We start from the raw sequence: 24378 nt of genomic DNA, 5'->3' as shown, positions 1-24378 counted from the left end.
GGCGGCACCACGCCCGGACCGCCTTGTCCGGATTGCCCGAGCGTAGATCCGCCGGCGACCCGCGCGGAACCCGCGGCGGCAGGCACGGAACTTTCGTAGGGAGCGCGCCGAAGGCATTTGTTTAGGTAGCCCTACGGGGCACCGCCTCGCTTGTTCTCGCAGATCACCGCACCCGACAGTGAGTCGGCGGTGGCTCTCGGTCACCCGCGGCGTCACGGCCGACCGCGACGCGATTCACCTGTTCGAGTGAGTGGAGCTGAAGCATGCGCACAGTTCATCGGAAGGCGGGCGTGCTCGCCGCGGCGGTGCTGGCCATCCTGGCCACGACCGGCGTGGCGACCGCCGCGCAGCCAGAGGGCGCCGTGGTGCCGGCCCGCCGGCACTACGGCGACCAGTACATCGTCGTCCTGAAAGACGCGCAGGCGCTGACGAGCTCGGCGTCCCTCGCTGGGCGCTACGGCGGCGAAGTCCGGTCGACCTACCGCCGCGTCCTGCACGGGTTCTCCGCACGGCACCTGAGTGCGCAGCAGGCCCGGCGGCTCGCCGCCGACCCCGCGGTGGCCACGGTCTACGAGGACGGCACCGCGCGGACCGCCGGCACCCAGGCGAACCCGACCTGGGGACTGGACCGGATCGACCAGGCGAACCTGCCGCGCGACAAGTCCTACACCTACCCGAACACCGGCGAGGGCGTCACCGCCTACGACCTCGACACCGGGATCAAGCCGGACAACCCCGAGTACGAAGGCCGCGCGTCGATCGGCAAGGACTTCGTCGGGGGCAACGGAAGCGACTGCAACGGCCACGGCACGCACACCGCGGGCACGATCGGCAGCAAGACCTACGGCGTCGCGAAGAAGGTCAAGCTCGTCGGGCTCAAGGTGCTCGGCAACGACTGCTCCGGCAACGGCCCGGACTCGGCCGCGGTCGACGCGATCGAGTGGGTGACGGCGAACGCCGCCAAGCCCGCGGTGGCGAACATGAGCCTGACCATGGACCAGGTCGGCGTCGGCGACGACGCGATCAAGCGCTCGATCGCCGCCGGGATCGTCTACTCGGTGGCCGCGGGCAACAGCTCCACCGACGCCTGCAACACGAGCCCGGCGCACGTGCCCGAGGCGATCACGGTCAACGCCTCGGACGAGAACGACAACCGCGCGTCGTTCTCCAACTACGGCAGCTGCACCGACATCTTCGCGCCGGGCAACAACATCACGTCGCTCGGGCTGTCCAACGGCAGCAGCGCGAACATGAGCGGCACCTCGATGGCGACCCCGCACGTGACCGGCGCGGCCGCGCTCTACCTGGCGGCGAACCCGGGCGCCACCGCGCAGCAGGTGCGGGACGCACTCGTCGGCGGCGCCACTTCCGGGGTGATCAAGAACGCGGGCAGCGGGTCGCCGAACAAGCTGCTGAACGTGTCGTTCATCGGCGGCGGGACCCCGCCGTCGCAGTGCGGCGCGAAGTCGAACACGACGCCGGTGGCCATCCCGGACGCCGGCGCGGCGGTGACCAGCTCGATCACCCAGGACGGCTGTGCCGGCAAGGCGTCGGCGACGCTGGCGGTCAAGGTGGACATCACCCACACCTACCCCGGCGACCTGACGCTCGACCTGATCGGCCCGAGCGGCACGGCCTACTCCCTGCAGAAAGCCGGCGGGACCGGATCGGGGTCGGGCATTCACACGACGTACCAGGTGAACGCGGCCGCGGAGACGGCGAACGGCACCTGGCAGGTGCGCGCGCAGGACGTCTACCGGTACGACACCGGCAGCCTGGACGGGTTCACGATCACCTTCTGAGACCGGGGCGGGGAGGCCGTCGCCTCCCCGCCCCGCGTCCTCATTGGACGGTAAGCGTGTACTTCGCCGTCACCGTCTTGCCGGTCGAGTCCTTCGCGGTGATGGTCACGGGATACGTGCCGCGCTGGAACGGCCCGACCACCTGCATCTGCGACGTCCCGGCGCCGTTCAGCGTCGAGGGGTTGAAGAACGGCGCGAACGACAGCCCGGTGGCCGACAGCGTCACGGTGCCGGTGCCGCCGGACACGGTGACGGCCGCGGTGGTGAAGAAGCCCGGCTGCACGGTCCCGCTGCCCGGGTTGACGCTCACCTTCAGGTCGCCCGTCGGCGGCTGGCCGCTGCCGACGGTCAACGTGAGCTTCGCGGTCGCCGTGCCGCTGGGCCCGGTGCCGGTGATAGTGATCGGGTAGTCCTGCTGCGGGGTGTTCGCGGCCGTCTCGATCGTCAGCTTCGCGCTGTCGCCGGAGTTGAACGTCGACGGCTGGAACGTCGCCTTGGCTCCTTCGGGCAGGCCGGACGCGGTCAGGTCGACCTTCTCGGGCCCGTTCTTGCCCGCGGTGCTCGTCACCGAAGTGGAGACGTACTTGCCCGGGTCCACCTTGACCGCGCCGGGCGAGACGCCGAGACCGAACGTCTCCGGCGGGGTGACGTCGCCGATCTGCTGCTTGACCCAGTCGCCCATGTCGTTGTTGAGCCGGCCGTAGACGCTGTACCACTTGAAGTCGCTACGGCTCCACGACGCGACCCCGGTGACCTTGCCGTCGACGATCAGCGGGCCGCCGCTGTCGCCGGGCAGGATCGTGACGTGGCCGTCGGAGTAGCCGCTGCAGATCATGGTGGCGTCCTGGAACCCGGCGCCGACCCCGCTGCAGTTGGTGCCCGCCACGATCGGCAGGCTGAACTTGGTCAGCGTGACGTCCCGGCTGGTGTCGTTGAAGTCCTTCTTGCCGTAGCCGAGGCCGAGCCCGGTCTTGCCGGGCTTGTTCAGATCCGTGTCGGCGGAGGTCGCGACCTTCGCGTACTGCCCACCGGGCACGGGGACGTCCCGGTCGGTGGTGACGACGGCGACGTCGTAGCCCTGGTCGAAGTTGACGTACTTGGGGTGGGTGTCGTAGCTGACGACGCCGATGGGCGTGCCGCCGCCGGCGCTGAGGTCGTCGAGTCCGTACAGAAAGGACTTTTGCCCGTCCGCGGCCTTGCAGTGCGCGGCAATGAGGATCTTGCGCGGCGCGACGACCGACCCGGTGCAGGTCTGGCCGAGCGGCCGCGGACCACCTTCCCGCAGGCCGGCGATGATGAACGGATAGTCCTTGACCGACGCGGGCGTCCCACCGACCGAAGACGGCGAAACGCCCGCGGGCAGCGGAGTCCCGCCAAGCGGAGTGACTGCCGGCGGGTGGCCGGCCGCACGGGCTCCGGGCACGGCGACCAGCGGCAGAACGAGGACGGCGGCGAACGCCCCCAGCAAGCGTTGTCTCGAGTTCACGGCAGCTCCTTCCGAGGTTGCTGCCGGTCACTGTCCGGTGACGTCGGGTGCGAGAACAACCGGGGAGCCGCCCCGTACGACTACGGATCTATTGGCGGCGTTCCCCGGTCAGGTCGTACCGGAATGGACCGCGTGTCACGTCCGCTGGTCGGGTCGCGGCGTTGGCCGCTGTTACTTGCGGGCCCCCAACTTCATCGGCGCCCGCGCGCTTCAGGCGCCCTGGCCTGAACTCCCGCGTCCGCCGAGGCGAGAAGGAATTCTTGGAGGTCGCTGTGCCGGAACTGGACAGCAGCGCCGGATACGCGCACCAGGCCCGCGTTGTGCGCCCAGTCCAGAAATTGTCCAGGGCGGCCGGGGAGTTCGCCACTTCGCCTGAGCTTCCACACAGTCAGCGCGTACAGCGGCCCAGGCGACCCGATCAAGCCGACCGCAAGGGCGAATGCCAGGCCGATGGACAGCCAGCCCACCCACCAGCTGGTGAGCCCGACGACCTTCCAATCGGTGAACATCATGGCGAACCGGCCCGTGAGCCAGCCGATCGCACCGCCGGCGAGCCACGCGACGACACCTCGCACGAGATCCCAGGTCAGAGCCTGCCGCATCGGGTCGCTCGGCTGCGAAGCCGTCATCTGCGCAGCAGTCAGCCCACCGGTGACGCCGAAGACCAAACCGATCGTGACTCCCGCAGTGAGTCCGACCGGCAACCCGATCGGCAGACCCACCGCGATTCCGAACGCCAGCCCCAAGCCCAGACCGACGGGAAGCGCGAGCTTCAGGGCCTTCATCAACCCCTCAGCCAACTTCCGCCGCCCAGCGACACTCAGGGCAAGGCGCACTTCGAGACGTTGCGGCGGCTTCATCGTCGGTGAGCTGGTGTGCTGGAAGATCCAGCCGAGCAGGATGACGATGCCGAAAGCAGCAATCCAGCCCCGCGCCGTCGTGGGTGGGTGGAATCCGGTGAAGGTCGCGGACTGCACCACGAAGACGAGCACGGGCAAAGCGATGACGGCGACGGTGAGAGCCGCGGCCCAGAACCTGATAGCACGCCCGGGAGGGTTGCCGGTCGTGCGCCACAGGTGGTGGAGGTGCAGGTCGACGGAAGAGTGCCCGTTCTCACCCATCCACGCGAGGTGTTTCGCCAGCGAGCGCAGCCACCGAGTCACTTCTTCGGCATTGTAATAGGTGCCGTTTCGCCGAGGGTGGTGCGCGACAATGGCCGGCACCAACTGATCGAACAGCCTGGCTTTCAGCGTACGCGGAAGCGATGACTCGTTCCGCTCGGGATTGCACATCTCGCGAGGCTCGCTGCGTGGATCGCGGTAAACCGTCACCGCCACGTACAACATCAGGGGCTTGGTCAGGCAGGTCGCCAATTGGCCTTTCGGATGCCTGCGCAGGGTCGTGATCACCCGACGCCATCGGCTCTGCACGCGGTCAGGTTTCGCGGACGGATCCGGGAAGCGATGGGAAAGCCACCCGATAACCTGATCGATCTCAAGCGGCTCGACTTCGACAGTGACAGCGTCCACCAGCGCAACGCCGTGGTTCTTCGCGAGTTTCCGATAGCGCTCCGACCTACAGGTCAGGACTACCGGCCAGGCAACGGGCACAGGCCGGTTGAGAGCGGCCAGGATCGTCTTGGCTCGCTCGAATTCGCTCGTATCGGCATCCATCTCGTCGAGCCCGTCGAGGATCGGAAGCAGCCACCCGTCGTCGAGCAGAGCCCGGGCGATCGGCGCCGGCAAGCCGTACACTTCGACGAGCTGTCCGCAGATCCACGAATCCAGCCTCTCGCCCGCCGCTCTGGCCATCGACCTGCGGTAGCGATGGGGGAACGCCGAAAGGCTCAGCCTGACCGGCACGCGGATACGCGGCTCGCCGGCCTGGCAGGCGGACTGCGCTTCGCTGACGAGATCGAGCAGCAGTCGCAACACCGTCACGGTCTTCCCACTACCGGGCTCACCCACGACGACGAGCCGGCTCCGCCGTAGATACTTCTTGTAGTCGTCGGCGATGGTGGTCAGCGACCCGCTGTGAGGGTCACCGTCCGAGCGCCAGTGTCCCTCCTCGGATCGCAGCCCGAGGTCGGCGGGGCGGGGATCACCCACGTCACCCAGCAGGTTCGCCAGAGCGCGAGCCTCCACCACCGCGACCGTTCCGAGCAGCGTTCTCGCGTGCGCCCACAGCTCGCTGTACCGCAGGTAGGAACGCGACCGTCGTCCTGCGCCGGCCGACGCCACGCTCAGCACAGCGCTGACCACACTGGCCGGAAGCGCGAGCACGTTGGCGATCCCAGCCCCGTCAGCACCTCCCGTTCTGGCCAGCAACCACCAGGTGGCAAGCGACAGCCCGCCCATCAGCGATACCGCGGACATGGCCCACCACACGCGGGTCCACCGACGTTTAGCACTCACCAGCACAATCTTGGCCATTGAGGCTCCGCGTCGCCACCATCCGCTTCCTTGAGGCCGCTCGACACAGCAGGTGCATGGGCAGGAATGGGCCGCTTGTCAATCTCAATGACCGCGAACACGCGCTGTTACTCCATGAATCACTCTATCGAGTGCAGCACATGGAATTGACACTGAAGCTCACTTCGTCGGTACCCGGCCCGCTACCGCTGTTCGGCGTTCTCCCAACGGGAGATGAGTGGCCGCCCAACGCCGAGACCGTCCAGGCTGACTGCTCTTGGGCGCAACGAAGAACGAAAGGGTGTTTCGGCCCTCCCGTGGGGGAATACTACTGCTCTTCGGCTCCAAAACGCGAGTGCGGCGCCGTCACCCGCACCAGCCCCGAGCAGCTCAGCCAAGCACACTCATAGCCGCTGAGCTGCGGTTTTGCCAGCAGTTACCGCTGAAGCCGAGACTTCACGGGGTCCACAGACAGGCGAGTACATGCGAGTGCTAACTTCCGCCGATACCACCTCCCGATCCGTCTCGGATGGTCGACCGCCGAGAAGGAAGGAGGTGAGATATGAGGACACCGCGCTTCCAGGTCATCCTGAAAGTGAGCGGTCCGGTCACCCTCGAGGTGACCGGGTCCGCCGTCCTCATGGCGGTGCTGAGCGTGCTCCTGCTGTTCGTCGGCTAGCTCGGCCTCGCCGTTCCACCTGGGGAGGGAAGCCGGGTCCGACCGGCTTCCCTTCCCAGCGCGTTGATCTTCGTAGATGACGATCGCGCGCAGTGAGGGTAACGCCGCCGAAGGCGATGGCTACAGGCCGGGCCGCCGCGGGTCGGGTACGAACAGCAATCACCCGACTCGCCAGCTCGCCGACCTGCGAAAATCAGCGAAGCTGACACTCGTCGAATTGGGTCGTCGTTGACGGGAGCGGTCATGACCAAGACCACCGCAACGACCTGACGCTGGGCGTCCAGTGCTTCTGCACCGGACTGGTCGCCCTCGGCGTGGCCTATGCCTCCTGCCAACACGGACGCCAGTTCGCCCTCGTTCTCGGAGATGACCCGACAACCGCGGCGATCTGGCTGCTCACCGTCGACGGACTGCTCGTCATCGCGACCGTAGAACTCCGGCGGTCCGGCGTGAGAAGCCGACGGCAGGCCTGGCTTGCTTTCGGCTTCGGTATCTCGCTCTCCCCTCTGCGTGAACATCGGCTCCGCTCCGGAGCTGAGCGCCTTCGGTATCGCGGTGGCCGCTTGCCCTCCACCGGCTTTGCTCCTCGCCGTCGAACTGCCGAACCGAACCCTGAACTGCCACCGCGTCGCGCCACCAGCTACCCCACAGACGACGAATGTCGGCAGGGGCGGAACCCAACGGCGGCCGATCTCGACCGGGTTGCCGGCGCGCCGGGCTGGAGATCGACGTCGTTCCCTTGGACGGTGGGGTCGTGGTGCTGCTCAGCATTCCGGCCCAGCCGGAGCACACGAAACCGTTCGTCGTCACCAAGGACGGCAGCTCCGTCATCTACGAACGTCGAGGGGACCGGACAACCCGGCTGTCTACGGCGGAGGTCCGTGCCGTCCTGGCCGCGGGATGACGAAAGTAGTCGCGGGAATCTCAGTCGAACACGCGCTTGCCACGACGCCGGACGGCTTGGGTGCACGGCAGTCACGACTACCACTTCATCAAAGTCGGGATGTGCAGGCCCGGCGCTGGTCTGCGCTAAGACTGCGCGCGGGTGACCGAGCGGAACGGCGGGCAGAATTTCGCCGGGACTTCGGTCGAACCGGCCAAGCAGACCGCCGCCCTCGTGACGACGACTTCGCTCACGGGCGCGGCCTGGCGAACCACCGCCTGCAGCAGCGTCCAGCACCCTTCGTCGCGTTCCCGCCCCGCCGTCTGCGGAAGGAGCCAGGACGATCCGCGGAGCGCGATTTTCTCCCGGCGTTCCCGACGCTCAGGTAGCCGGCGATCGACTCTCCCGGCACAGCGCAGCGGCCCGGAGGTGTACTCCCATTCCTTACCAGGCGATGGCGCTGTACCGACCGCACGAGGCGGCTGGCATCGGCGAAGGCGGCCAGGTCCTCGCGTCGAGACCCGCGCGAGCTCCGCCAAATCTCCCGCTCGGTCGGAGTACCGGAGCCGGACCGGCAGTTCGCGCGGCGCCCGCCGGACCTGCATGTCACCGCCCGACACTTGGCAAGGAACAGGCGCGCTGGTCGCAATGCCCCGTCGTCGACCACGCCACCAGCGTACGCAGTTGCTCCGCTTCGACTGTGCGATAACCGTCGTATTCCACCTGAAGTCGATGCGGCTCTACGGTCCTTCGGCTGCGAGTGCCGCCACTCGACCAGGCCGCAACGATTCCTTGCCTTTATCCTGATATGCCGAGATATCTCCAGTCGGAACTCGCCAGCAAGTGCACCGCGAGTCACTCCTCACAGACCCGAACCTTGCCGCACACGACAAACCCCCCAACACCGCCATCGGACACGACCAGCCTCTCGTAGCGATCCTCATGACGCTCCGGAACCTCGATAAAACTATCGATTTCGGAACCATCCTCGGCGGTCTCAATAAACAGCTCTTCATAGTAGGACTTGACCTTCATTCCCAGGACGTCCAGGAATTCTATCTCGATCATCTCCCGTCCATCGCCAAATTGAGTGCGCAGGATCAGCCTTCGATGGGAAACCGAATATGTCCACAATTCGAAGGGTCGCTTGATGTGCAGCGGAAGCACAGCGGACGAAATGACCACAAGAGCACCAAGCTTTCATTCGAATGGATTTTTTGTGACTTTTCCATATTTATCGTACCAGATGACTCGAGATTGAACCGATACCGGTGCAGCCTTGATCTGGGCCAGCTCCCACGGCGTGTACTGTCCGTCTCGGGGGCGAGCTGACACCTTCCGCCAGCTTGGCATATGCATTCGCATCGTCTATTCCCGCGAGGCTGAAGTGGATCTCCACTGTACTACTTGGATCGAGCGCCTCTCTGACGATGTCTTGCCAGTGCAAATCGTTCGGCCAATCCTCATACATTTTCGCACCGACGCGCTCAGCGAAGTCAACCAGCGCGTACTTATTGTTTTCGACTCCAGTCCGGCCCAGTGCAATGGAGCTGGGGCAGCCCCGTTATGGACGAGAATCGGCGTGCGATCGGCTAGCACGTAGTATGTGTGGACGTCGCTGACGGTGAGATTGTAGGTCCGGGTGCTCGCGGCGAAACGATGGCTGCTGATCAGCTTTGCGTGACCGCCGCGCGGTGTATCCAGCCACGTGCCTGACTTGAGATCCGCTGCCGAGTGCCACGCATGAGCGGTAGCGTTCCAGAACAAATGGTGTGCAGTCGTGGTGATCGTAGCGCGACCGTCGGGAGTGGTGACGGTGAGGTCGACGAAGTCGCGGTCGGCGTCCGTCACATGAATGTTCTCGACTCTGTGTCGCTGAAGCTGCGGACTATCCGGCTCCGCGTCGGCGATCTGGTCACCGATCTTGATGTCTTTGATCTGCCTGGTAGTGGCCCGCGCCGGCCTCATCCAGCTGCGGGCCTACCCTCGAGCCCCGGCATCGGTCGCCCACCACTGAGGCTGTAACGCCGTCGCGTGGCCGCCGACTTACCTGCGTTCAGCCCGCCGGTGCCCGCGGGCCTGTGAAGGAGTCTTCATGTCGCAACGCGAGATCGAACTGGTCGTCGGCGGCTGGGACGGTGATCCCACCGAAATCGCCGATGCCGGAGACCGGCTGTACGAAGAGCTGGACCTGCTCGACTTCGACCGGCTGGACAGGCCGGCGATCCCGAGCGAGCCCGGCACCCGCTCCGGCGCTGCCGTGGCCGCCGGCACGCTCGTCGGGTTGCTGGCATCCCCCGTCGTCCTACGTGCCGTCGTGGACGTCGTCAAGAGCTGGCTGGAACGGCAGAAACGAGGAACGGTCACCATCAGGGTCGACGGCGACAGCATCGAGCTCACCGCCGCCACCCGTGCGCAGCAGAACGCGCTCGTGCAGGCGTTTCTGGACCGGCACGCCGGAAGCTGACATGGCCCGCCGCTGCCTCATCATCGCCAACCAGCACTACCAGGACCCCGGCTTCGCCGAGCTGCCCGGCGCCGCCGAAGACGCCGTCGCTCTGTCGGACGTGCTGGCACAGACCGACATCGGCGGCTTCGAGGTCACGGTCGTGCGTGACGCCGGCGCCCTGGCGTTCCGCCGCTCCATCGAATCGTTCTTCCAGCATGCCGACCGCGAAGACCTCCTGTGGTTGCACCTGTCCTGCCACGGCATGAAGAACCGGGACAACCGGCTGTTCCTCGTCGCGACCGACACCGAACGCGACTTCCTCGCCTCGACCGGCATCGACAGCACTTTCATCAGCGACCAGGTCGAGAGCTCCCGCTCCCGGCAGGTCGTGGTGTTCCTGGACTGCTGTTACAGCGGCGCCTACAGCCGCGGCCTGCGTACCCGCTCCGCCGCCGACTCGGTCGACGTCGCCGAAGCTTTCGACGGCAAGGGCCGCATCGTGATCACCGCGTCCAACGCCCTGCAGTTCAGCCACGAGTCGATGACGACCAGCCGCGCCGCCGCCCAGCCGTCGATCTTCACCCAGGCAATCGTGCAGGGGCTCGCCACCGGGGATGCCGACCTCGACCTCGACGGCCGGATCAGCGCGGGCGAACTCTACGACTACATCTACCGCGAAGTCCGTACCCAGCTGCCGAACCAGACGCCCACCCGCAGCGTGTCCAGCGCCGAGGGGACGATCCTGCTCGCCCACAACGCCCGCGTCGGCGCGTCGAAGCTCCCCGCCGAACTGGTGAAGACGAGCCTGAGCCCACTGGGCTGGCAGCGCATCGGCGTTCTGCACGAACTGGAGAACCTGCTCGGCAGCCGCCGCGAGGACATCCGCCGCGCCGCCGAAGACCTGCTCGCCCAGCTCGCCGCCGACCCCGACCGAACCGTCTCGGCGCAGGCACGCGCGCTGTGGTTCGGACGCGGCCTCGGCGAACTGCCGGTCCCCGCCGCCGTGGAATCCTGGGCGGACGGCGGACACCCGATCGGCATCGACTTCGGCACCACCAACTCGGCTGTCGCCGTCTACGTCGGCGACGAATGCCGGGTGCTGCCCAACGAGTTCGGCAACCGGACGACGCCCAGCGTCGCCGCCCTGACCGCCGACGGCGATTGGCTGGTCGGCGAGCGAGCGAAGAACCAAGCAGTCACCAATGCGGCGCGAACGTTTTCGGCGATCAAGCTCCGGCTCGGTTCGGGCTGGTCCACCGAGGTCGACGGGCGACGGTTGACCGCCGAAGACATCGCCGGCGTCATCCTCCGGCACCTCGTGCGAGACGCCGAACGGGCACTGCAGGCCGGCATCCACCAGGTCACGCTCACCGTCCCGGCCTACTTCGGCCTGCCCGAACGCCGCGCGCTCGTCGAATCAGCGGAGAAAGCCGGCCTCACCGTGCAGCGCGTCCTGACCGAGCCCAACGCGGCCGCACTCGCCTACGGCCTGGCCAAGGGCACCGACGAGCAGATCGTCATGGTCCTCGACCTGGGCGGCGGCACCTTCGATGTTTCCCTCATCGAGCTCGGGTTTTCGCCCGATAGGCCGGACTCCCCAGGAAACCTGGTCATTGCGAGCGTCCTGGCGACCAGCGGCGACAACCACTTGGGCGGCGAAGACTGGGACACGCGGATCGCGGACTGGCTGATGACAAGGTTCGAGACTGCCCACGGCATCGACCTGCGCGCCGACGCCGCAGCGCTGCGGCGGCTCCGCGAGGCCGCCGAGCGGGCGAAGATCGAGTTGTCCGCGGCCCGGCAGACCGCGATCAGCGTGCCCTACCTGGCCGCGGGCCTGTCGCTGGACGAGCAGCTGTCGCGAGGGCACTTCGAGCACTTGACGGCGGACCTGCTCACGCGGATCAAGATCCCGATCGAGGCGGTCCTGCGTGACTCCGGCACCGCGCTCGAAGACGTCGACGAGGTGCTGCTGGTCGGCGGCGCAAGCCGGATGCCCGCGATCGGCGGACTGGTCACCGAACTGACCGGGACCGCACCACGACGCGGTCTCATCCCGGACGGCGTCGCGCTCGGGGCGTCGATCCAGGCCGCTGTGCTCCGAGGCCACGCCCGCGACACCCTCCTGAGCGACGCGGTCCCGTGGTCACTCGGCATCCGAATCCAAGACGGCACCTTCGCCAAACTCATCGAGCGCAACACGACGATCCCCACCAAACGCTCGGAACTGTTCACCACAGTCGAGGACAACCAGACATCGTTGCAACTGCATGTGTTCCAAGGCGAAGAGGACGACGTCTCCCGCAACCTGCAGCTGGCTACGGTCACCCTGACCGGGATTGAACGCGCCCGGCGGGGCGTGCCCCGGATCGAGGTGACCTTCGACATCGACGCAAACACCACCGTGCACGTGACCGCGAAGGACTTGGCCAACGGCAACGTGAAATGGGTGGTGATCGACGCGGAAGCGGCGCGTGCGGTGGCCCTGTTCGATCCGCACGCGGCAGTTGCCCGATTGGCATCAGGTCCGCCTCCGAAGCTTTAGCTCAGGGTACGCGGGACAGGCCCGGGCGGGTTCTCATCCGCTGAACCCCACGAGCGCGTCGACCCGTGTCGAAGACACGCAACAAGGTGCCCGGTGAGTCCGAGCAACTCGGAGGTCCGCCGGTTGTGGGGGCCCGCCGCGACGCAGCGGAACCGTCCGCCGCTTCGAGCACCACCGACCTCAGCCGGGTGGACGCGCTCCCGAACCTCGCCGTCAACCTGGCGAAGGCACCGCGAGAGCTCCTCTACGAGCTGTTCGAAGTCACCCAACTCAATGTCCACGTCAGCGGGGCGGGCAATGAGGTCACGATCACAGTTAGACTACCTGTGGATCACTTACCCGAAGCGGCACAAGCCGCGGAAAGGATCTCTGACGCGATGGTATCCACAACGCAAAAAGCTGCGTCGACCTCGGTCAACGCAGCTTGCGTGGATGCTGCTGGTACCCCCGATGGGATTCGAACCCACGCTACCGGCGTGAGAGGCCGGCGTCCTAGGCCGCTAGACGACGGGGGCTTAGGATCTTTCCCTGGTTTCCCAGGGGCTTTTCTGTTTTTCTTGCTGGAGAGAACTTACCAGAGGCGATTTCTCGCCCCGCAGGGGGGTCACTCTCCGCAGCTGGGGTACCAGGACTCGAACCTAGACTAACTGGACCAGAACCAGTCGTGCTGCCAATTACACCATACCCCAGTGAGGTACTTTCCCGGCTCGCCGGTTCAGCACCGCACGAGGAGAAATACTAGAGCACGCCGTTCCGCACCGTGAAAGCGGGGGTCCCACTCATGCGCTGGGCCGGGACGCCGATCGTCGCGTACTCCGAAACCAGCAGCTCAGGCAGCTCCGCCAGCCCCGCGATCGTGTGGACGCCCTCCGGGGCGCGGTCGCCGATGTCGTCGCGGTCCAGCCAGACCGCGCCCAAGCCCGCGTCGCGGGCGCCGATCGCGTCCGTGTCGAGCTTGTCACCGACGTGGACGGCCTGGGCGGGTGAACAGCCCAGGCCGACGCAGACCGTGTGGAACATCACCGGATCGGGTTTCGCCACCCCCAGCTCGCCGGCGATGGCGACGTGGTCGAAGAACGGGGCCAGCCCGAGGTCGGCCATTTTCTTCCGCTGGTGCGTGCCCGAGGCGTTCGTCACGGCGGCCAGCAGCAGGCCGGCCGCGCGGAGCCATTCCAGGCACGGGAGGACGTCGTCGAACAGCTGCCACGAGTGGTCCAGCAGCTCTCTTCGGCGCCGCTCGAACGAGCTCACCTGCTCGGCGTCGGCGAAGATGCCGATCTCGGCGAGGAAGCAGTCCGTGCGGCGCTGGTGCATCGTCGCGTAGTCGAGCTCGCCGGCGACGACCAGCGCGACGTGCTCTTCGGTGATCAGGTCCCACAACGGCCACAGGTCGCCCCGGCCGGTGAGGATGTGGAGGCTGCGGCGGATCGCGGCCGTGCAGTCGATCAACGTGTCGTCGATGTCCAGGCACACCAAACGCAGCTGAGGCGGCGCCCAGGGTTCGGGCGCCGCCTCAGCTGGGGCGGTTCGCGACGGGGTCCGGGGTGCCAGGGCGAAATCCACCCAGTGAGGCTAGGGCAACCGCCACGTTCGCGACGCTGCCAAAGAGGTGATTACCGGTGCCCCGTTCCGGCGCACCGGCTCTACTCCCAGTTGGCGAACCGTCTTCTTTCGGTTATCCGACCATCGCGCGGCGAAGACGTCCCAGTGAGACGTCGCGGCCGAGCAGCTCCATGGACTCGTACAGCGGCGGGGAAACGGTCCGGCCGGTGATCGCGACGCGGACCGGGGCGAAAGCCTTGCGGGGCTTGAGACCCAGACCGTCCACAAGGGCGTCTTTGAGCGCCTGCTCGATGGCGGCAGTCTCCCACGAAGGCAACGCCTCGAGCGCCGCGACCGACGCCGCGAGCACCGGCTGCGCGGCCTCGCCGAGGTTCTTCGCCGCAGCGTCCTCTTCGGGCGCGAACGCCGCTTCGTCGACGAACAGGAAGCGCACCATGGCCGCCGCGTCCGAAAGCACCGTGACGCGCTCCTGCACCAGCGGCGCGATCGCGCTCAGCCGGGCCAGCTGCTCCTCGCTCGGCGCCTCGGGCAGGACACCCGCGGTGACCAGGTAGGGCGTGACCCGCGTGACGAACTCGGCGGCCGGCAAGGCCCGCACGTGGGTGCCGTTGATCGCTTCGGCCTTCTTGAGGTCGAAGCGCGCCGGGTTGGCGCTGACCTTCGTGACGTCGAAGGCGGCGACCATCTCCTCGACGCTGAACACGTCGTAGTCGTCGGCGATGGACCAGCCGAGCAGCGCCAGGTAGTTCAGCAGGCCTTCGCGGACGAACCCGCGGTCGCGGTAGTTGAAGAGGTTCGACGAAGGGTCGCGTTTGGACAGTTTCTTGTTGCCCTCGCCCATCACGTACGGCAGATGGCCGAACCGCGGCGTGAACTCCGCCACGCCGACCCGCTGCAACGCCTCGTACAGCGCGATCTGCCGGGGCGTCGACGGCAGCAGGTCCTCACCACGCAGCACGTCGGTGATCTTCATCAGCGCGTCGTCGACCGGGTTGGTCAGCGTGTACAGCGGCTCGCCGTTGGCACGCACCAGGACCGGGTCCGGGATCGTGTTCGCCGGGAAGCTGATGTCGCCGCGGACCAGGTCGGTCCAGCCGAGGTCCTGGTCCGGCATGCGCAGCCGCAACACCGGCGCGCGACCCTCGGCGCGGTGGGCGGCCCGCTGCTCGTCGGTGAGGTCGCGGTCGAAGTTGTCGTAACCGAGCTTCGGGTCCAGGCCGGCTGCCTTGCGCCGCGCCTCGACCTCCTCGTTCGTCGAGAACGCTTCGTACAGCTCGCCGGCTTCGAGCAGCTTCGCGGCGACGTCGGCGTAGATCGCGCGCCGCTCACTCTGGCGGTACGGCCCGTAGGGGCCGCCGACCTCGGGGCCCTCGTCCCAGTCGATGCCGAGCCAGCGCAGCCCGTCGAGCAGCTGCTCGTAGGACTCCTGCGAATCGCGCGCGGCGTCGGTGTCTTCGATCCGGAACACCAGTTGCCCCTGGTTGTGCCGGGCGAAGGCCCAGTTGAACAGCGCCGTGCGGATCAGCCCGACGTGCGGGGTGCCGGTCGGCGAAGGACAGAAGCGCGCGCGAACCACCGATGTCTCACTCATAGCCCGATCAGCGTATCCGTCGCCACAACGCTTGACGCCGGGGACCGGCCGGGTGCATCCTCAGCTTATTCAACAAGCGATGAATAGATGGGGAGATGGTGGAGATGACCGAGCGCACGGGCTGCGTCGTCATCGGTGGCGGACCGGCCGGGATGGTCACGGGGCTCCTGCTGGCGCGGGCCGGTGTCGAGGTGACGGTGCTGGAGAAGCACGCCGACTTCCTGCGTGACTTCCGCGGCGACACGGTGCACCCGTCCACGCTCACGCTGCTCGACGAGCTGGGCCTCGGCGAGAAGTTCCACGCCCTGCCGCACAGCGAGCTGACCGCCGCGGGCTTCCCGGAGGAGGACGGCACGCTGATGAAGCTGGCCGACTTCACCCGGCTGAAGGTCCCCCACCCGTACATCGCGATGGTGCCGCAGTGGGACTTCCTCGACCTGCTCGCCGAAAGCGCGCGCAAGGAGCCGACGTTCGTCCAGCGGATGGAGACGGAGTGCACCGGTCTGGTCCGCGAGCACGGCCGCGTCGCCGGCATCACCTACCGCACGAGCGCCGGCGAGACCGGCGAAATCCGCGCCGACCTGGTGATCGCCGCCGACGGCCGCTGGTCGCTGGCCCGGCGTGAGGCCGGCCTGGTGCCGCGCGAGTACGACTGCCCGTTCGACGTCTGGTGGTTCCGGCTCTCGCGCGGCGAAGGCGAGGAAGGCGGCATGCTGCTGCCGAAGATGCGGGACCGCCGGTTCGCCGTCCCGCTCCCCCGGCCGGACTTCTACCAGGTCGCCTACCTCGCGCCGAAGGGCGAGGACCTGCGGAAGCAGGGCATCGAGGCGTTCCGCGACAACGTGACGCAGATCTGCCCCGAGTTCACCGACCGGGTACACGAGCTCGAGACGATGGACGACGTCAAGTTCCTCGACGTGCGCCTCAACCTGCTGCGCAAGTGGCACGTCGAGGGGCTGCTCTGCCTCGGCGACGCGGCGCACGCGATGTCGCCGATCGGCGGCGTCGGCATCAACCTGGCGGTGCAGGACGCGGTCGCGGCGGCGACGCTGCTGGCCGAGCCCCTGCGCCGGGGCCGCCCGTCGGCGGCCGACCTGGCGAAGGTCCGTTCGCGCCGGCTCGCGCCGACGCTGATGGTGCAGGGGCTGCAGCGCCTGATGCACCGCACGGTCGTGCGCGGGGTGATGAACGGCAAGCGCAACGGCCCGCCGGCGCCGATGATCAAGGCGTTCGCGCGGTTCCCGCGGCTGTCGTACTTCCCGGCCCGGCTCCTCGGCCTCGGGCTGCGGCCGGAGCACGCTCCGGCGTTCGCCCGGCGGCCGATGGAGCCGGTGCAGCGTTAGACGTTCTCGACCGGGTTGGTCAGGGTGCCGATGCCTTCGATGGTGATCGAGACGCTCTGGCCGCCCTCGATCGGGCCGACGCCCTCGGGCGTGCCGGTGAGGATGATGTCGCCGGGCAGCAGCGTCATGACGCCGGAGACGAACTCGACCAGCTCGGGGATCTTGTGCACGAGGTCGGAGGTGCGGCCGTCCTGCTTCAGCTCGCCGTCGACCGAGGCCTTGAGCGACAGGTCGGAGGCGTCGAGCGACGTCTCGATCCACGGGCCGAGCGGGCAGAACGTGTCGAAGCCCTTGGCGCGGCCCCACTGGCCGTCGGACTTCTGCAGCTCGCGGGCGCTGACGTCGTTCGCGACCGTGTAGCCGAGGATCGCCGAAGCGGCGCGCGCGGCGGGCACGTTCTTCACCGGCTGCCCGATGACGACGGCGAGCTCGCCCTCGAAGTCGACCCGGCCGACGCCCGAGGGACGGCGGATGGGCGCGTTCGGGCCGATGACCGTGGTCGACGGCTTGAGGAACAGCATGGGGGCGCCGGGCACCTCGTTGCCGAACTCGGCCGCGTGCTTGGCGTAGTTGCGGCCGACGGCGATCACCTTGGACGGCAGGATCGGCGCGAGCAGCCGGACGTCGGCCAGCGGCCACCGCTTGCCGGTGAAGTTGGGGTTGCCGAACGGGTGCTCGGCGATCTCCAGGACCTGGGCGTCGTCACCGTCCCCTTCGACCGAAGCGAACGCGACTCCACCGGGATGAGCAATTCGGGCTAGGCGCACGGCGTCAGTCTACGTGCGGCGGGTCCGTGACCGGGGCCACGGTGGTGCTCTTGTGGACCAGTGCGTCGCAGAGGGCCAGCCAGCTGGCCTCGACGATGTTGCCGTGCACGCCGACCGTGGTCCACTCGCGTTCGCCGTCGGTGCTCTCGACCAGCACGCGCGTCACCGCGTCGGTGCCCGGGTGGCCCTGGAGGATGCGGACCTTGTAGTCGGCGAGCTCCACACTGTCCAACCAGGACAGGTGGGGACTCAGCGCTTTCCGGAGCGCGGCGTCGAGCGCGTGCACCGGGCCGATGCCCTCGGCGGTGGCGATGACGCGCTGGCCGCCGACGTGCACCTTGACCGTCGCCTCGGAGACGACCTCGGCGTCGGCGCGGTGGTCGAGGACCACGCGGTAGGACTCGAGTTCGAACGGCGCCTCGGCCGGGACGTCGGCCTCCTGCCGCAGCAGGAGCTCGAGGGAGGCGTCGGCGGCCTCGAAGGACCAGCCTTCGGCTTCGAGGCGCTTGACCTTGGTGATGGCGCTCGTCAGCGCTTCGGGCCGGCCGGCAAGGTCGACCCCGAGCTCACGTCCCTTGAGCTCGAGGCTGGCCCTGCCGGCCATCTCGGTGACCAGCACCCGCATGTCATTGCCGACGGAAGACGGATCGATGTGGTTGTACAGCAACGGATCCACCTTGATCGCGCTCGCGTGCAGTCCTGCCTTGTGGGCAAAAGCCGACGCCCCTACGTAAGCCTGGTGGGTGTAGGGGGCGATGTTCGCGATTTCGGCAAGGGCATGGGAGACCCGGGTCAGCTCGGCAGCTCCTCCGGTCGGGAGGACGTCCATGCCGAGCTTGGTCACGAGGTTCCCTGTCACGGCGAACAGGTCGGCGTTGCCGGCCCGCTCCCCGTAACCGTTGGCGGTGCACTGGACGTGCGTCACGCCGGCCTGCACCGCGGCGACGGAGTTCGCCACGGCGCAGGAAGTGTCGTCCTGGCAATGGATTCCGAGGCGGAACCCGGTCTTGTCCTTGATGGTGCGGACGGTCTCGGCGAGCCCGAGCGGCAGCTGGCCGCCGTTGGTGTCGCAGAGCACGAGGACATCGGCGCCCGCGTGTGCGGCGGCGTCGAGGACCCGGAGGGAGGTTTCGGGGGAAAACGCGTAGCCGTCGAAGAAGTGTTCGGCGTCGAGGAAGACGCGGCGACCCTCTTTCACCAGGAACCCGACGGTGTCTTCGACCATGGCACAGGCTTCGTCGACGTCGACCCGCAACGCGCGTTCGATGTGGCGCAGATCGGACTTCGCGACGAGCGTGATGACCGGGGCTTCGCTGTCGAGCAGGGCCCGGACCTGCGGATCGGTGTCGGCGGTGGTGCCGGCCTTCCGGGTGGCCCCGAAGGCGACGAGGGCCGCGTGGTTCAGCTTCAGCTCGCCCTTCGCGGCGCGGGCGAAGAACTCCGTGTCCTTGGGGAGCGCCCCCGGCCAGCCACCTTCGATGAACCCGACGCCGAGCTCGTCCAGCAGCCGCGCGACGGCGAGCTTGTCCTGGACGGAGTAGGTGACGCCCTCGCGCTGCGCACCGTCGCGCAGGGTCGTGTCGTAGAGGTGGAAGGCATCGCCGAGCGGGGTATCGGCGGGCTCCTGGCGGGTCACGGTCTTCTCCTAAGGCTTTCGTGGCAACAAAAAAACCTCCCGCATGGGTGCGAGAGGTTGCGCGCCGGGGGCTCTTGTGGAGCTATCGTCCGGCGCGCTCGATGATAATGATCGCGAAGCTGGTCACGGTCGCATCATGCCACAGGACTTCCGGCGAAGTCCACAAGCTGGGTCAAGCTCCCACCATCCGGGAACACCCCGGGCACGAAAGAGCCCCGCGCCACGGGGGCGCGGGGCTCTTCCGAACGAGAAAGACCTCAGCCGGCCGTCCGCACGTTGGACGAAACCAGCGCCGCCAGCCGGTCGCCGATGGCCTGCGTGGCCCCCGGCGAAGCCTGGTCCCGCGTGGCCAGGTCGAACGCCACCGAAGCCTCGATCCGCCGGGCGGATTCCTTCTGCCCCAGGTGGTCCAGCAGCAGCGAAACCGACAGCACCGCGGCCGTCGGGTCGGCGAGCCCCTGCCCGGCGATGTCCGGCGCCGACCCGTGGACCGGCTCGAACATGCTCGGGTTCCGGCGAGTGATGTCCAGGTTCCCGCTCGCCGCGAGCCCGATGCCGCCGGTCACCGCCGCCGCCAGGTCCGTGATGATGTCGCCGAACAGGTTGTCGGTCACGATCACGTCGAACCGGGACGGGTCGGTCACCAGGTGGATCGTCGCCGCGTCCACATGGGAATAGGCGACCGTCACCTCCGGGTGCTCCAGCGAGACCTCTTCGACGATCCGCGACCACAGCGAACCCGCGTACTCGAGCACGTTGGTCTTGTGCACGAGCGTCAGGTGCTTGCGCGGGCGGCCCTCGGCGCGGTTGAACGCGTCCGCGACGACCCGGCGGATGCCGAACGCCGTGTTGACGCTGACCTCCGTCGCGATCTCGTGCTCGGTGTCCTTGCGCAGCAGGCCGCCAGTGCCCGCGTACGGGCCTTCGGTCCCTTCGCGCACGACGACCATGTCCACGTCACCGGCGTCGGCCAGCGGGCCCCGAACCCCCGGATACAGCCGCGCCGGGCGCAGGTTGACGTGGTGGTCCATCTCGAACCGCAGGCGCAGCAGCAGGCCGCGCTCGAGGATGCCGCTCGGCACCGTCGGGTCGCCCACCGCGCCCAGCAGGATCGCGTCGTGCTGGCGCAGTTCGCCCAGCACCGACTCCGGGAGCAGTTCACCCGTCGCGTGCCACCGGGCGGCGCCGAGGTCGTAGTTCGTGATCTCCGCCGTCGGTACTACTTCGCCGAGCACCTTCAGCGCCTCGGAGACCACCTCGGGCCCGATCCCGTCACCTGGGATCACCGCGAGCCGCATCCACACACCTCCGTCGACGAGGCCACCGGATGCACCGATGGCCCACCGCAACAAAACGCCAGCAGCCGGAAGGTTACCGGCCGTAGACAAACGGCCGTAGCCGCACCACCCTTATGCCGCATCCTCCCGCAGGGTGAGACACCCGATCGGGTGAACGTGAGCGGGGCGTTCCCAGTGGGAACCCACCGGGAACGCCCCTGTTCCTGCATCAATCGATCTTGCCCCGGCTCAGCGGTGACCAGCCCCGATCGGCTGACGCTCGTTGCCGGGCCGGGCGCCCTGGGCGGCGTCCACCTTGACCACGTTCGCCCGGTTCCCCGCGGCGTTGTGGTGCTCGATGGCGAGCAGCCCGAGAGCGTTGTCCGCCGCGGCCGAGGCCGCGTTGCGGGTGACGACCAGCGCCGTGCCCGGCTTCGCGACGTAGCCCAGCGCGGCGTCGCCGCCGCCCTGCACCGAGTAGCCCGGCGCGAGCGCGTCGAACGAAAGCGGCGTGCCGACGTAGTCGATCAGCCCGTTCGTCGTGCCCGGCGCGACGTAGAAACCGCTCACGCCCACCGTGTAGGAAATCCGGTGGCTGTCGGCGTTGGCGTCGATGCCCAGCGCGGCCAGGGAAACCGGCAGCGTCAGCACGTTCGTGTCGAACACGTTCGTGTCGACGTCGCCGAGCTGCCCGTTGACGGCCTGGATGTCGACGGTCGGGAAGCCCGGGGTCAGCGCGACCGTGACGGCCAGCAGGACGTCGGTCGCCGTCGCCTTGGTCACGTAGGTCTCGAAGTCCGGCTGCCCGTCCCCGGTGGTGTCGATGTCGACGAACGGCGAGGTGTTGCTGCCGATGTTCGCCCAGTCGCCCCAGGTGGACAGGCCGAACGCGAGGACCGCGTTCTCCGGCTCGCCCTGCGCCTTCGCCAGCGGAGCGGTGGAAGCCGCGCCGACGTAGCGGAGGTCGCCGCCCTTCGCGGTGTTGTTCACCGTGCAGTCGGTGACCACGTCCGCGTCGCACTCGGGCAGCTGCGGGGACTCCGCCTGCAGCTCGAGCACGCTGATCAGCGAGCGGTACCGCTGCGCGCCGGAGCCCTGGTCGAAGCCCTTGCCGCTCAGGTTCAGCACGGCCTGGGTCGCGTCCGGGGTGAACTTCACCGACGCCGGAGTCGAAATGGTCGAAGCCGGCTTGGGTGCGGCGTAGACCGCGACCCGCAGCGGCACCTTCGCCCCGCTCTTCGGCGTGAAGGCGACGCGGCCGGAGGCGTCCGCGACGAACTGGCGCGCGAGGCCGGCCTGGGTGGCCTGCATGGTCGGGTCCATGACCTTGCGCAGCGCCTTGGGGTCGGTGATCTTCAGCGTCACCTTGACCTTGGCGGTGCCGCGCGGGGTCAGCTTCACCGTCTGCTTGTCCACTGTGTACTCGACACCCGGCAGCGCGTTGACCGCCTGGTATCCCACGGTGTATTCGGCCGGGGTGACGCCCTTGTTGACCAGCTTGATCGTCTTCGAGAGGGTCACCGGCCCGGACGCCTCGACGGTGCCGAAGCTGACGCTCACCGCGCCCGGGTCGTCCTGGACGTAGGCCAGCACCTGGTTGTCCAGCGCCGCCTTGGCGTCGATCCGGCCGCTGCCGACGCGCTGCGGCGCGTAGGTGTGGCCCGCGCCGTCGGAGACGTCGTGGCCGGCGGTGTCGATCACCGAGGCCTTGACCTCCTCGACCGACCAGTCCGGGTGGGACTGGCGGACCAGCGCCGTGATGCCCGTGGTGTGCGGGGCGGCCATCGACGTGCCGCTCAGCACGGTCCGGCCGTTGCCGCTGCCGCGGAAGGCCGAAGTGATCGTGTCACCGGGCGCGGCGACGTCCGGCTTGACGGCCGGGCCGCGGGTGCCGCGCGAGGTGAACGAGCTCGGGGTGTCCACGATGGTCTTGTCGTAGGTCTGGATCGACGCGCGCCCGGTGCCGTAGAGCCGGATCTGCAGCGTGCCCGCGGTCAGCGCCGCACGCAGCGTCTTGGTCGCGGAGCCGGTGAACTGGAACATCGGAATCGCTTCGTTGCCGGCGATGCCCGCGCTGAAGTGCTCCAAAGTGGACGAAAGCAGCGCGCCCTTCGCCCCGGCGGCCTGCGCGTTGCCGGCGCGCGCGGCCGAACCGCAGGCGCGGGTCGAGTCGTTGTCGTCCCACTCCAGCCAGACGAACTTGCCGGCCGCCTTCGCCTTGTCCGCGGCGGAGTACGGCGCGCAACCGGCGTTGTTGGCCGCCGAGAGCGTGACGACCGGCGCGGTCAGGTTCAGCGTGTCGTAACCGGTGTAGTTCTGGCTGTACTGCCCGGTCTTCTGGCCCTTGGCCGCGGTCGGCGCGGTGGCCTCGGCGGCGTCGCGGAGGATGCCCGCGTCCCGCGTGCTGGCGACGGTGAGCGCCTCGGGGGTGTTGCCCGGGGAGCCGGCGATGTCGTTGATGTCGCCGCCGTTGCCCGCGGAGATCACCGGCAGCACGTTGTTCGCGGCGAGCTTGCGCACGAACAGCGAGTCCGGGTCGTCCGGCGCGCCGAAGTCGGAGCCGAGCGAGAGGTTGACGATGTCGAGGTGGTCGGTGAAGTCGCCGTCGCCGTCCGGGTCGAGCGCCCAGTCCAGGGCCTGCGAGGTGACGTTGGTCGAGCCGGTGCAGCCGAACACCTTGATCGCGTAGAGCAGCGACTTCGGCGCCGTGCCCGGGCCGATCTGCATCGCGTCGACCTTCTTGGCGTCCAGCTTCTTGTAGTCGCCCTTGAAGGTCTTGCCGTCGGCGGTGACGCCGAAGCCGCCGATGGTGCCGGCGACGTGCGTGCCATGCTCACCGCAGGCGAGCGGGTTCGCGTCGGGCTTCGGGGTGGTCTTGCCGGGCGTCGCGGCGTCGTAGTCGTTGCCGACGAGGTCAGTGCCGCCGACGACCTTGGCACTCGGGAAGAGCGGGGTCGGCTTCGTGCTGTCGACGCTCTTGTAGGCGGCCGGCGTGCCGGGGCCGCCGAAGTCGGCGTGGGTGTAGTCGATGCCGTCGTCGATGACGCCGACGCGGACGCCGTCGCCGAACTTGCCGGTCTGCTGCCACGCGGCGAGGGTGTTGGTCAGCTGCTCGGCGCTGGCGTTGGTGCGGGTCTTCGGGACGACCGTGCGCACCGAAACGACGTCTGCCCGCTTCGCGACTTCGCGCAGCTTCGCGGCGTCAGCGGTGACGACCACGCCGGGGACGGCGTTGGCGGTCTGGGTGACGACCTGCGGCTTCGCGTCGGCCGCGCGCAGCTGGCCGAGCACCGAGTTCACCGCGGCGGCGGTGTCGTCCTTGGCGGCCCGGGCGGCGCGCTTGGCGGCTTCCTTGCCCTGGGACTGCGTGGCGGTGAACGCGTCGACGGCGGGCTTCTTGGCCAGCTCGACGAACGCGGTGACGCGGCCCTGCGCGGCGCCCAGCCGCGGCGAGAGCTTGCCCTGCAGCTTCGCGTCGTCGATCTTCGCCGGCGCTACACCGTCGGCGAGCGGGGCGTCAGCGGCGCTCGCGACCGGCGCGCCCAGCGCGGCGGCCAGCACCACGGCGAAGAACGCCGTGGTGGCGCGAGCGGGTAAGCGGGATCTGCTCATGAGTCGGCCCCTTACTCGAGGTCTGGACCCGAACCTGCCTGCCGCTCCTGACACCCCCGACGGTGAAGCGCGGCACAGCGCCGTGCCCTCGACGGCGCGTTGGTTCAACCTCGCGGGGAGAACTTAATGCCCCAAATCACCTACTTACGTAGGCAAAGGACTCCGTTATGTGAATGTGATTGCGCACGAAGGCCCCCTGCCTGGTGACTTGGGTTCTAGTGGTGGTTGCAACACCTGAGCTGTTGAGGGGTTGCAGTGTTCGAGATCCGCGGGGACCGGTCGCCTCAAGGTCCGAGGAAGCTGGGCGACGAGCGCCAGACCTATCTTGATCTTG

15 protein-coding genes and 2 tRNA genes are annotated in these 24378 nt (G+C 68.3%); 5 read left to right on the top strand and 12 right to left on the bottom strand.

Going from position 1 to position 24378, the window contains the following annotated elements:
• The first annotated feature begins 263 nt into the window (after window positions 1-263).
• A complete protein-coding gene (locus tag M8542_RS36915) occupies window positions 264-1802 on the top strand; it encodes a S8 family peptidase (protein WP_257924979.1) in 1539 nt (512 codons plus the stop codon).
• 40 nt (window positions 1803-1842) lie between these two features.
• Here the strand turns inward: M8542_RS36915 and M8542_RS36910 are convergent, their stop codons facing one another.
• Both M8542_RS36910 and M8542_RS36905 read right to left on the bottom strand, forming a co-directional pair.
• The gene (locus tag M8542_RS36910) at window positions 1843-3288 is read right to left on the bottom strand and encodes a trypsin-like serine protease (protein ID WP_257924978.1); all 1446 of its coding nucleotides are present in this window, start codon (window positions 3286-3288) and stop codon (window positions 1843-1845) included.
• Between the two features lie 191 nt (window positions 3289-3479).
• A complete protein-coding gene (locus M8542_RS36905) occupies window positions 3480-5720 on the bottom strand; it encodes an NACHT domain-containing protein (RefSeq protein WP_257924977.1) in 2241 nt (746 codons plus the stop codon).
• Window positions 5721-7132: 1412 nt separating this feature from the next.
• Between M8542_RS36905 and M8542_RS36895 the strand changes: the two genes are divergently transcribed.
• A complete protein-coding gene (locus M8542_RS36895; protein WP_257924976.1) occupies window positions 7133-7282 on the top strand; it encodes a hypothetical protein in 150 nt (49 codons plus the stop codon).
• Window positions 7283-8116: 834 nt separating this feature from the next.
• On the opposite strand, the gene M8542_RS36890 is transcribed toward M8542_RS36895, so the two are convergent.
• Window positions 8117-8329, bottom strand: a complete 213-nt coding sequence (locus M8542_RS36890; protein ID WP_257924975.1) for a hypothetical protein — start codon at window positions 8327-8329, stop codon at window positions 8117-8119.
• 300 nt (window positions 8330-8629) lie between these two features.
• The gene (locus tag M8542_RS36885) at window positions 8630-9229 is read right to left on the bottom strand and encodes a Hint domain-containing protein (RefSeq protein ID WP_257924974.1); all 600 of its coding nucleotides are present in this window, start codon (window positions 9227-9229) and stop codon (window positions 8630-8632) included.
• 127 nt (window positions 9230-9356) lie between these two features.
• Between M8542_RS36885 and M8542_RS36880 the strand changes: the two genes are divergently transcribed.
• Entirely contained in the window at window positions 9357-9728 is a 372-nt protein-coding gene (locus M8542_RS36880) for an effector-associated constant component EACC1 (protein ID WP_257924973.1), read from the top strand.
• A 1-nt stretch (window position 9729) separates the two neighbouring features.
• Window positions 9730-12255 (top strand): caspase, EACC1-associated type, encoded by a 2526-nt coding sequence (locus M8542_RS36875; RefSeq protein WP_257924972.1) that lies wholly within the window; start codon window positions 9730-9732, stop codon window positions 12253-12255.
• Between the two features lie 439 nt (window positions 12256-12694).
• On the opposite strand, the gene M8542_RS36870 is transcribed toward M8542_RS36875, so the two are convergent.
• The 4 genes from M8542_RS36870 to gltX form a co-directional block, all read right to left on the bottom strand.
• Window positions 12695-12770, bottom strand: a tRNA-Glu gene (locus M8542_RS36870).
• 102 nt (window positions 12771-12872) lie between these two features.
• A tRNA-Gln gene (locus tag M8542_RS36865) sits at window positions 12873-12944 on the bottom strand.
• Between the two features lie 49 nt (window positions 12945-12993).
• Complete coding sequence (locus M8542_RS36860) at window positions 12994-13728, bottom strand: HAD family hydrolase (protein ID WP_257925062.1); 735 nt, start codon at window positions 13726-13728, stop codon at window positions 12994-12996.
• Window positions 13729-13930: 202 nt separating this feature from the next.
• Entirely contained in the window at window positions 13931-15409 is a 1479-nt protein-coding gene (gltX, locus tag M8542_RS36855; RefSeq protein ID WP_257924971.1) for a glutamate--tRNA ligase, read from the bottom strand.
• Between the two features lie 95 nt (window positions 15410-15504).
• Between gltX and M8542_RS36850 the strand changes: the two genes are divergently transcribed.
• Window positions 15505-16752: an FAD-dependent oxidoreductase gene (locus M8542_RS36850; protein ID WP_257924970.1), complete on the top strand. Its 1248-nt coding sequence runs from the start codon at window positions 15505-15507 to the stop codon at window positions 16750-16752.
• Here the strand turns inward: M8542_RS36850 and M8542_RS36845 are convergent.
• The 4 genes from M8542_RS36845 to M8542_RS36830 form a co-directional block, all read right to left on the bottom strand.
• Window positions 16749-17519: a fumarylacetoacetate hydrolase family protein gene (locus M8542_RS36845; protein ID WP_257924969.1), complete on the bottom strand. Its 771-nt coding sequence runs from the start codon at window positions 17517-17519 to the stop codon at window positions 16749-16751. The two genes, M8542_RS36850 and M8542_RS36845, sit on opposite strands and share 4 nt — an antisense overlap.
• 4 nt (window positions 17520-17523) lie before the next feature.
• Window positions 17524-19155 carry a citramalate synthase gene (gene cimA, locus M8542_RS36840; RefSeq protein ID WP_257924968.1) on the bottom strand — a complete coding sequence of 544 codons (1632 nt, stop codon included), beginning with the start codon at window positions 19153-19155 and terminating at the stop codon, window positions 17524-17526.
• Window positions 19156-19412: 257 nt separating this feature from the next.
• A complete protein-coding gene (locus M8542_RS36835) occupies window positions 19413-20453 on the bottom strand; it encodes a 3-isopropylmalate dehydrogenase (protein WP_257924967.1) in 1041 nt (346 codons plus the stop codon).
• Window positions 20454-20681: 228 nt separating this feature from the next.
• A complete protein-coding gene (locus tag M8542_RS36830) occupies window positions 20682-24044 on the bottom strand; it encodes a S8 family serine peptidase (protein WP_257924966.1) in 3363 nt (1120 codons plus the stop codon).
• Window positions 24045-24378 lie beyond the last annotated feature (334 nt).

This window comes from Amycolatopsis iheyensis, assembly GCF_024703995.1.
Taxonomy (GTDB): Bacteria; Actinomycetota; Actinomycetes; order Mycobacteriales; family Pseudonocardiaceae; genus Amycolatopsis; species Amycolatopsis iheyensis.
The sequence above is the reverse complement of the archived record's forward strand: the minus strand, read 5'-3'. Positions and strand labels throughout refer to the sequence as shown.

What these genes read in the sequence shown, in the direction of transcription:
- gltX (WP_257924971.1), bottom strand. Translation starts at nt 15,409, where the DNA reads ATGAGTGAGACATCGGTGGTTCGCGCGCGCTTCTGTCCTTCGCCGACC.
- M8542_RS36885 (WP_257924974.1), bottom strand. Translation starts at nt 9,229, where the DNA reads ATGAGGCCGGCGCGGGCCACTACCAGGCAGATCAAAGACATCAAGATC.
- M8542_RS36850 (WP_257924970.1), top strand. Translation starts at nt 15,505, where the DNA reads ATGGTGGAGATGACCGAGCGCACGGGCTGCGTCGTCATCGGTGGCGGA.
- M8542_RS36830 (WP_257924966.1), bottom strand. Translation starts at nt 24,044, where the DNA reads ATGAGCAGATCCCGCTTACCCGCTCGCGCCACCACGGCGTTCTTCGCC.
- M8542_RS36905 (WP_257924977.1), bottom strand. Translation starts at nt 5,720, where the DNA reads ATGGCCAAGATTGTGCTGGTGAGTGCTAAACGTCGGTGGACCCGCGTG.
- M8542_RS36875 (WP_257924972.1), top strand. Translation starts at nt 9,730, where the DNA reads ATGGCCCGCCGCTGCCTCATCATCGCCAACCAGCACTACCAGGACCCC.
- M8542_RS36835 (WP_257924967.1), bottom strand. Translation starts at nt 20,453, where the DNA reads ATGCGGCTCGCGGTGATCCCAGGTGACGGGATCGGGCCCGAGGTGGTC.
- M8542_RS36890 (WP_257924975.1), bottom strand. Translation starts at nt 8,329, where the DNA reads ATGATCGAGATAGAATTCCTGGACGTCCTGGGAATGAAGGTCAAGTCC.
- M8542_RS36915 (WP_257924979.1), top strand. Translation starts at nt 264, where the DNA reads ATGCGCACAGTTCATCGGAAGGCGGGCGTGCTCGCCGCGGCGGTGCTG.
- M8542_RS36880 (WP_257924973.1), top strand. Translation starts at nt 9,357, where the DNA reads ATGTCGCAACGCGAGATCGAACTGGTCGTCGGCGGCTGGGACGGTGAT.